General features: G+C 32.9%; 7 protein-coding genes and 1 pseudogene. 6 read left to right on the top strand and 2 right to left on the bottom strand.

The window, feature by feature from the left end; genetic code table 11:
• Positions 1-122: 122 nt before the first annotated feature.
• Together IDG65_RS13495 and IDG65_RS13500 are read left to right on the top strand one after the other, a co-directional pair.
• Positions 123-785, top strand: a pseudogene (locus IDG65_RS13495) (transposase); the annotation flags it as partial.
• A 571-nt stretch (positions 786-1356) separates the two neighbouring features.
• The gene (locus IDG65_RS13500) at positions 1357-1758 is read left to right on the top strand and encodes a transcriptional regulator, SarA/Rot family (RefSeq protein ID WP_000757543.1); all 402 of its coding nucleotides are present in this window, start codon (positions 1357-1359) and stop codon (positions 1756-1758) included.
• Positions 1759-1877: 119 nt separating this feature from the next.
• On the opposite strand, the gene mnmM is transcribed toward IDG65_RS13500, so the two are convergent.
• Positions 1878-2441 (bottom strand): tRNA 5-(aminomethyl)-2-thiouridylate-methyltransferase MnmM, encoded by a 564-nt coding sequence (mnmM, locus tag IDG65_RS13505; protein WP_000764423.1) that lies wholly within the window; start codon positions 2439-2441, stop codon positions 1878-1880.
• Positions 2438-3391, bottom strand: coding sequence for a tRNA modification radical SAM protein MnmL/YtqA (gene mnmL, locus IDG65_RS13510; protein WP_000526539.1), 954 nt, complete (start codon positions 3389-3391; stop codon positions 2438-2440). Before mnmL ends, mnmM begins: the two co-directional genes overlap by 4 nt.
• Before the next feature lie 110 nt (positions 3392-3501).
• Here mnmL and IDG65_RS13515 point away from each other — a divergent pair, with 110 nt between their 5' ends.
• The 4 genes from IDG65_RS13515 to IDG65_RS13530 all read left to right on the top strand — a co-directional run.
• The gene (locus IDG65_RS13515) at positions 3502-4683 is read left to right on the top strand and encodes an MDR family MFS transporter (RefSeq protein ID WP_001025067.1); all 1182 of its coding nucleotides are present in this window, start codon (positions 3502-3504) and stop codon (positions 4681-4683) included.
• A gap of 287 nt (positions 4684-4970) precedes the next feature.
• Positions 4971-7388 carry a leucine--tRNA ligase gene (gene leuS, locus IDG65_RS13520; protein ID WP_001670372.1) on the top strand — a complete coding sequence of 806 codons (2418 nt, stop codon included), beginning with the start codon at positions 4971-4973 and terminating at the stop codon, positions 7386-7388.
• 21 nt (positions 7389-7409) lie between these two features.
• Positions 7410-7721 carry a rhodanese-like domain-containing protein gene (locus IDG65_RS13525; protein ID WP_000836465.1) on the top strand — a complete coding sequence of 104 codons (312 nt, stop codon included), beginning with the start codon at positions 7410-7412 and terminating at the stop codon, positions 7719-7721.
• 325 nt (positions 7722-8046) lie between these two features.
• Positions 8047-9313 (top strand): SasC/FmtB family protein (locus IDG65_RS13530; RefSeq protein ID WP_206174160.1); only part of this gene is annotated, 1267 nt, incomplete at its 3' end.

Consider the following 9313-nt stretch of genomic DNA (forward strand, 5'->3'; position numbering starts at 1 on the left):
AAAAAATAAGACATTTTTCCCAACTTGCACATAAATGTAAAATTCAATAAAATGAATTTTCTGTGTTGGGTCCCTTCGTATAATTTAATAAATACTACTAAACTAAATTAAAGAGGTGCCTTATGTATAAAAATTATAACATGACCCCAACTTACACTACCAATAGAAACTTCGTTAGAATTCCTCAAAATGATATTTCGCGATATGTTAATGAAATTGTTGAAACGATACCTGATAGCGAATTCGATGAATTCAGACATCATCGTGGTGCAACATCCTATCATCCAAAAATGATGTTAAAAATCATCTTATATGCATATACTCAATCTGTATTTTCTGGTCGTAGAATAGAGAAATTACTTCATGACAGTATTCGAATGATGTGGTTAGCCCAAGATCAAACACTTTCTTATAAAACTATTAATCGTTTTAGAGTGAATCCTAATACTGATGCGTTAATTGAATCTTTATTTATTCAGTTCTATAGTCAATGTTTAAAGCAAAATCTTATTGATAATAATTCAATTTTTATTGATGGTACAAAAGTAGAAGCTAATGCCAATAGATATACATTTGTGTGGAAGAAAAGTATTCAAAATCACGAATCGAAATTGAACGAAAATTCAAAAGCATTATATCGTGACTTAGTTGAAGAAAAAATAATACCAGTGATAAAAGAAGATGGAGATAGCGATTTAACAATAGAAGAAATAGATTTAATTGGTAGTCATTTAGATAAAGAAATCGAAGATTGTGCTCAAATTAGAAAACAGACCCGTAAAAAAGAACTGAAAGATGAGACAGTAGATGCTCATCTTTTTTTTAGAACTTTTTTAAGGTTGAGAATGTATATCACATTTTATACACATTTGATTTGTAAGAAATGTTTTGATTTATACAAATCATATCTTGAAAAATAACCAATTTAGCCTCATTCGGTTTGATTTAATTTGTTAAATTTAAGGCTAACTAATTAATTTAGTTTAATCAATTTTCATGAGAGTTATATGTAATAAAAATTCAATGCGTATCTTTTTTGAAGAAATATATGTAGAATTGTTGCAATTTAATGGTAATATTGATATATTTTCTTTGTATATAAATTATAAAATTAATATGTAATAGAGTGATTTGTTTTATGTACTATTATCTTATTTCTAAATATTAACTCTATTGATTATTGGTTTTTATACTTATTTAATTTTATTCAACTTTGACAATTGAATAGAAAGCAAGTTTATTTACACTTGTAGTTTTATGCATAAGTTAGCACATACAAGTTTTGGGATTGTTGGGATGTTTGTTAATACTTGTATGGTAGCTAAATATGTGATTATTAATTGGGAGATGTTTAGCATGAAAAAAGTAAATAACGACACTGTATTTGGGATTTTGCAATTAGAAACACTTTTGGGTGACATTAACTCAATTTTCAGCGAGATTGAAAGCGAATACAAAATGTCTAGAGAAGAAATTTTAATTTTACTAACTTTATGGCAAAAAGGTTCTATGACGCTTAAAGAAATGGACAGATTTGTTGAAGTTAAACCGTATAAGCGTACGAGAACGTATAATAATTTAGTTGAATTAGAATGGATTTACAAAGAGCGTCCTGTTGACGATGAAAGAACAGTTATTATTCATTTCAATGAAAAGTTACAACAAGAGAAAGTAGAGTTGTTGAATTTCATCAGTGATGCGATTGCAAGTAGAGCAACAGCAATGCAAAATAGTTTAAACGCAATTATTGCTGTGTAAGTTTAATAGCATAAAAAGAGGTTTTCATTAAGTTGAAAACCTCTTTTTGTTGTTGGTATTAATTTTTCAAATGTTGACTACTCAATCCTAAATTATAAATAGTATAGCGCAGCAAATGCTTAAGAAATTTTTTCTATGGCACAAATGAATGGAGCATGATTACGTTGGTTTAAAAATTGATATTGCAAAACTTGCGCATGCTTTTGATCCAAAGTACTCAAGTAATCAAGCAATGCATGCTTCTCAATTTGTCCTTCGCTATGACCATGATATATAACAAGTACAATAATACCTTCAATTGACATTAATGATAGCAATGAATTAATAGCTTGGATTGTCGTGTCAGGCTTTGTCACGATAGATTTATCACCTTTAGGCAAATAACCTAGGTTAAAGATGGCTGCATCAATATGACCTTTATGTGTATCATTTATATGATGTTCAATATTTTCATGTCCATCTTTTATTAAAGAAACATGATTGAAATCCTTAACTTTATCACGTGTATTTTCCAAAGCTAAATCTTGAATGTCGAAACCATAAACATGTCCTTCTGGTACTTGTTCGGCTAAAAATAAAGTGTCATTGCCGTTACCGCAAGTTGCGTCTACAACAATACTTTCTGGTGTTATATGTTGTTTAATAAGTGTTTTTGAAAAAGGGAGTATACGTTCTAATTTCATTGCTTCACCTTAGACTTGTAACGCAAGCCTTGATAAGAATTTCTACGTGCTAATTCAGCATCGATGCCATTTAATACTTCCCATTTATTAACACTCCACATTGGACCGACCATGATATCTATTGGACCATCACCGGTAATTCGGTGAACGATCATTTCAGGGGGAATCACTTCTAATTGATCCACAACTAGGTTTGTGTATTCTTCTTGAGTCATAAAAGTTAATAAACCTTTATCGTATTGTTTTACCATCGGTGTACCTTTTAACAAATGAAGTAAATGAATTTTAATACCTTGTACATCCATTTGTGCAACTTCTTTGGCAGTAGCCATCATCATGTCATAGTCTTCGCCAGGTAAGCCATTAATGATGTGTGTACATACATTGATATTATGCTTACGTAATTTTGCCACACCATCATAATAAGTTTTCATATCATGGGCACGATTGATTAAATCAGATGTTGATTGATGGATTGTTTGTAGTCCTAATTCAACCCATAAGTATGTTCGTTGATTCAAATCTGCTAAATATTCGACAACATCGTCTGGTAGACAGTCAGGACGCGTACCAATAGATAATCCCACAACACCCGGTTCTTTAAGTACAGGTTCGAATTTTTCTTTTAATACTTCAACTGGTGCATGTGTATTTGTAAATGCCTGAAAATAAGCAATATATTTTCCTTCGTGCCATTTCTCATGCATCTTTTCCTTAATTTCTTTAAATTGTACTGCGATTGAATCTGCACGATTACCTGCAAAGTCTCCGCTACCTGCAGCAGAACAAAATGTACATCCACCATGTGCTACAGTGCCATCGCGGTTAGGACAGTCAAACCCGCCATCCAATGCAACTTTAAATATTTTTTGTCCAAATTTATTTTTTAAATGGTAATTCCACGTGTGATAACGTTTGTTTTCAAAAGCGTATTGGAAATGATTGCCCATATGTCATTTTCCTTTCTATAAAAAAAAGAGTTCTAAGTACAGATTTTAACATATTTTAATGTTATAGTGTTTATTATAGTTTGACAAAAAAGAGAGAGGAACTATGAAATATGAATATACCTAAATCAGTCTGGTGGCTAGTAATTGGCATGGCGTTAAATATTACTGGTTCCAGTTTTTTGTGGCCTTTAAATACAATTTATATGAAACAAGAACTTGGAAAAAGTTTAACTGTTGCTGGTTTAGTGCTAATGATAAATTCATTTGGCATGGTTATTGGAAACTTATTAGGTGGTTCACTATTTGATAAATTAGGTGGATACAAGACGATTTTAATTGGAACTTTCACTTGTCTTTGTAGTACAACGCTACTTAATTTCTTTCACGGGTGGCCTTGGTATGCTGTATGGCTTGTAATGTTAGGGTTTGGTGGCGGAATGATTATTCCTGCGATATACGCTATGGCTGGAGCAGTGTGGCCAAATGGCGGAAGACAAACGTTTAATGCGATATACTTAGCGCAAAATATTGGTGTGGCTGTCGGTGCTGCAATGGGCGGCTTTGTCGCAGAATTTAGCTTTAACTATATCTTTTTAGCCAATCTTATTATGTATGTTGTGTTTGCGCTTGTCGCGGTAACGCAATTTAATATTGAAATTAATGCGAAAGTTAAATATCCAACTCATTTAGATATTACTGGTAAAAAGAATAAAGCAAGATTTATTTCATTAGTACTAATTTGTGCAATGTTTGCAATTTGTTGGGTTGCGTATATTCAATGGGAGTCTACAATCGCATCATTTACACAATCTATTAATATTTCAATGGCACAATATAGTGTTTTATGGACAATTAACGGAATAATGATTTTAGTAGCACAACCATTAATTAAACCGGTTCTCTATCTGTTAAAAGGAAACTTAAAGAAGCAAATGTTTGTCGGCATCATCATTTTTATGTTGTCGTTCTTTGTCACGAGTTTTGCCGAAAACTTTACAATATTTGTTGTCGGTATGATTATTTTAACTTTTGGAGAAATGTTTGTATGGCCAGCAGTTCCAACTATAGCCAATCAGTTAGCGCCAGATGGTAAGCAAGGACAGTACCAAGGTTTTGTGAATTCAGCTGCTACAGTAGGAAAAGCATTTGGTCCATTTCTTGGTGGTGTATTAGTTGATGCGTTTAATATGCGCATGATGTTTATCGGTATGATGCTACTACTTGTATTTGCATTAATATTATTAATGGTTTTCAAGGAGAATAATACGCAACCTAAAAAAATAGATGCATAATGAGTAAATAGAATTAACGTTATAGACTTGAAATAAATGTCGTTATAACATAATATTAATTTGTATAATTTAATTTCGTTTGGAGCTTTTCTACAGAAAGCTAGTGATGCTGAGAGCTAGTGTTAAGGACTAAATGTAAATCGTATTAATTTTAAATTGAATGAATGACATCTCTTACTATTAAAATGAGTGCACAATTTTTGTGAAATAGGGTGGTAACGCGGCAAATGTCGTCCCTATGTAAATAGAATAGTTAGAGGTGTCTTTTTTATTGAATAGGAGGAAATGTGTTGAATTACAACCACAATCAAATTGAAAAGAAATGGCAAGACTATTGGGACGAAAATAAAACATTTAAAACAAATGATAACTTAGGTCAAAAGAAATTTTATGCTTTAGACATGTTTCCATATCCATCAGGTGCTGGTTTACATGTTGGACATCCTGAGGGCTATACAGCAACAGATATCATTTCAAGATATAAAAGAATGCAAGGATATAATGTATTACATCCGATGGGGTGGGATGCATTCGGATTACCAGCAGAGCAATATGCTTTAGACACTGGCAACGACCCACGTGAATTTACAAAGAAAAATATCCAAACTTTTAAACGACAAATTAAAGAATTAGGGTTCAGTTATGATTGGGATCGTGAAGTTAATACAACAGATCCAGAATACTATAAATGGACACAGTGGATTTTCATACAGTTATATAACAAAGGTTTAGCATACGTTGATGAAGTTGCAGTTAACTGGTGTCCAGCATTAGGCACTGTTTTATCTAACGAAGAAGTGATTGATGGTGTCTCTGAACGTGGTGGACATCCAGTTTATCGTAAGCCGATGAAACAATGGGTACTTAAAATCACAGAATATGCAGATCAATTATTAGCAGATTTAGATGATTTAGATTGGCCTGAGTCTTTAAAAGATATGCAGCGCAATTGGATTGGACGTTCTGAAGGGGCCAAAGTTTCATTTGATGTAGATAATACGGAAGGAAAAGTAGAAGTATTTACGACTAGACCAGATACAATCTATGGTGCATCATTCTTAGTCTTAAGTCCTGAACATGCATTAGTTAATTCAATTACTACTGATGAATATAAAGAAAAAGTAAAAGCTTATCAAACAGAAGCTTCTAAAAAGTCAGATTTAGAACGTACAGATTTAGCAAAAGATAAATCAGGTGTGTTTACTGGTGCATATGCAATTAATCCTTTATCTGGTGAAAAAGTACAAATTTGGATTGCTGATTATGTATTATCAACATATGGTACTGGAGCAATTATGGCAGTACCAGCGCATGATGACAGAGATTATGAATTTGCTAAAAAGTTTGATTTGCCAATCATTGAAGTCATCGAAGGTGGAAATGTTGAAGAAGCAGCATACACTGGTGAAGGTAAACATATTAATTCTGGTGAACTTGATGGTTTAGAAAATGAAGCGGCAATTACTAAAGCTATTCAATTATTAGAGCAAAAAGGTGCTGGCGAAAAGAAAGTTAATTACAAATTAAGAGATTGGTTATTCAGTCGTCAGCGTTATTGGGGCGAACCAATTCCTGTCATTCATTGGGAAGATGGAACAATGACAACTGTTCCTGAAGAAGAGCTACCATTGTTGTTACCTGAAACAGATGAAATCAAGCCATCAGGGACTGGTGAGTCTCCACTAGCTAATATTGATTCATTTGTAAATGTTGTAGATGAAAAAACAGGTATGAAAGGACGTCGTGAAACAAATACAATGCCACAATGGGCAGGTAGTTGTTGGTATTATTTACGTTACATCGATCCTAAAAATGAAAATATGTTAGCAGATCCTGAAAAATTAAAACATTGGTTACCTGTTGATTTATATATCGGTGGAGTAGAACATGCGGTTCTTCACTTATTATATGCAAGATTTTGGCATAAAGTCCTTTATGATTTGGGTATCGTACCTACTAAAGAACCTTTCCAAAAATTATTTAACCAAGGTATGATTTTAGGAGAAGGTAATGAGAAGATGAGTAAATCTAAAGGAAATGTAATCAATCCTGATGATATAGTACAGTCTCATGGTGCAGATACTTTACGTCTTTACGAAATGTTTATGGGACCTTTAGATGCTGCAATTGCATGGAGTGAAAAAGGATTAGATGGGTCTCGTCGATTCTTAGATCGCGTATGGCGTTTAATGGTAAATGAAGATGGAACATTGAGTTCAAAAATTGTAACTACAAATAATAAATCTTTAGATAAAGTTTATAACCAAACTGTTAAAAAGGTAACAGAAGACTTTGAAACATTAGGATTTAATACTGCTATTAGTCAATTAATGGTATTTATTAATGAGTGTTATAAAGTTGATGAAGTTTATAAACCTTACATTGAAGGCTTCGTTAAAATGTTAGCACCTATTGCACCACATATCGGTGAAGAATTATGGTCAAAATTAGGACATGAAGAGTCTATTACGTACCAACCTTGGCCAACTTTTGACGAAGCACTACTTGTAGATGATGAAGTAGAAATCGTTGTTCAAGTAAATGGTAAATTGAGAGCTAAAATTAAAATTGCTAAAGATACATCAAAAGAAGAAATGCAAGAAATTGCCTTATCTAATGACAATGTTAAAGCGAGTATTGAAGGTAAAGACATCATGAAAGTCATCGCTGTTCCTCAAAAATTAGTCAATATTGTAGCTAAATAATGTTTTAAGGAGGACTTTGAAATGAAGTCAATTACTACAGATGAATTAAAAAACAAACTTTTAGAATCTAAACCAGTTCAAATTGTTGATGTTCGTACTGACGAAGAAACAGCAATGGGATATATTCCTAATGCAAAGTTGATTCCAATGGATACCATTCCGGATAATTTAAATTCATTTAATAAAAATGAAATATATTATATTGTATGTGCTGGTGGAGTTCGAAGCGCTAAAGTTGTAGAATATTTAGAGGCAAATGGCATTGATGCCGTAAATGTCGAAGGCGGCATGCACGCATGGGGCGATGAAGGTTTGGAAATAAAAAGTATTTAAAGTAGTGACATAATTTAAAATAATATTACATTTGTAATGACACCAAGTAACGTTTCGGTTGCTTGGTGTTTTTTGGTATGAATTACTTTCTGTTACAAAACATTCTAAAGCGTTCTTGTTATGTTTTATTAAGATTTTAATTACAAAACGGAAACTAAATTGTAATAAAATAAAACTTTATTTTATAAAATGATGATGATAAAATTGAGTGAACTTAAAATATTGTACAAAATAATATAGCTATAAACATAATATGAGGGAGCGTATATTTTTAGCATAATTCTTAACAACACAGCAGAGAACAGACAACCAGGAGGAAAATGAAATGAATTTGTTAAAGAAAAATAAATATAGTATTAGGAAGTATAAAGTAGGCATATTCTCTACTTTAATCGGAACAGTTTTATTACTTTCAAACCCAAATGGTGCACAAGCCTTAACTACGGATCAAAATGTTCAAGGTGAGTCAAATCAAGCATTACCTGGAAACTCACATAATACAAATGTCGATACTAGTAGAGATATTACAAATAGTTCGCAAAATACACCTAATCAACATACGACGGCAAATGCATCAACAAACCAAGCTTTGGCTAATCATCATAACGTTGGTGAGTCAAATCAAGTTGTGCCAATGCCAGTACAGCCTAGTACGTCATCTGCATCAAACAATAATCATTCTGATGCTAAGTCAACAGCAACTGAGTCAGCGGCGAATACAAATAATAATTTATCATCAAATAACAATACATTAAACGTGCCTAATAATACAGATAACAATGATTCAGCGCGTCATCTGACTTTAAAAGAAATTCAAGAAGATGTTCGTCATTCTTCAGATAAGCCAGAGTTAGTTGCGATTGCTGAAGAAGCATCTAATAGACCGAAAAAAAGAAGCAGACGTGCTGCGCCAGCAGATCCTAATGCAACACCAGCAGATCCAACGGCTACACCAGCAGACCCAGCGGCAGGAAACGGTAGTGCACCAGTTGCAATTACAGCGCCATACACGCCAACAACTGATCCCAATGCCAATAATATAGGACAAAATGCACCTAACGAAGTGCTGTCATTTGATGATAACGGTATTAGACCAAGTACGAACCGCTCTGTGCCAACAGTAACCGTCGTTGATAATTTACCAGGTTTTACATTAATTAATGGTGGTAAAGTAGGGGTATTTAGTCATGCGATGGTAAGAACGAGTATGTTTGATTCAGGAGATGCTAAGAACTATCAAGCACAAGGCAATGTAATTGCGTTAGGTCGTATTAGAGGTAATGATGTAAATGACCATGGCGATTTTAATGGTATCGAGAAAACATTAACAGTAAATCCGAATTCTGAATTAATCTTTGAATTTAATACAATGACTACTAAAAACTATCAAGGTATGACAAATTTAGTCATTAAAAATGCTGATAATGATGCAGTTATTGGTGAAAAAGTAGTCGCTTATGGTCCGATTTGGCGCTTATTTAAAGTACCTGAAAATGTTAGTCATTTAAAAATACAATTTGTTCCTAAAAATGACGCAATAACAGATCCGCGTGGCATTTATCAATTACGTGATGGTTATAAATACTATGACT

It is taken from the genome of Staphylococcus sp. EG-SA-17, assembly GCF_017151845.1.
Taxonomy (GTDB): domain Bacteria; phylum Bacillota; class Bacilli; order Staphylococcales; family Staphylococcaceae; genus Staphylococcus; species Staphylococcus aureus.

Coding starts and splice junctions, on each gene's coding strand:
- IDG65_RS13500 (WP_000757543.1), top strand. CDS start 1,357: ATGAAAAAAGTAAATAACGACACTGTATTTGGGATTTTGCAATTAGAA.
- mnmL (WP_000526539.1), bottom strand. CDS start 3,391: ATGGGCAATCATTTCCAATACGCTTTTGAAAACAAACGTTATCACACG.
- mnmM (WP_000764423.1), bottom strand. CDS start 2,441: ATGAAATTAGAACGTATACTCCCTTTTTCAAAAACACTTATTAAACAA.
- IDG65_RS13515 (WP_001025067.1), top strand. CDS start 3,502: ATGAATATACCTAAATCAGTCTGGTGGCTAGTAATTGGCATGGCGTTA.
- IDG65_RS13525 (WP_000836465.1), top strand. CDS start 7,410: ATGAAGTCAATTACTACAGATGAATTAAAAAACAAACTTTTAGAATCT.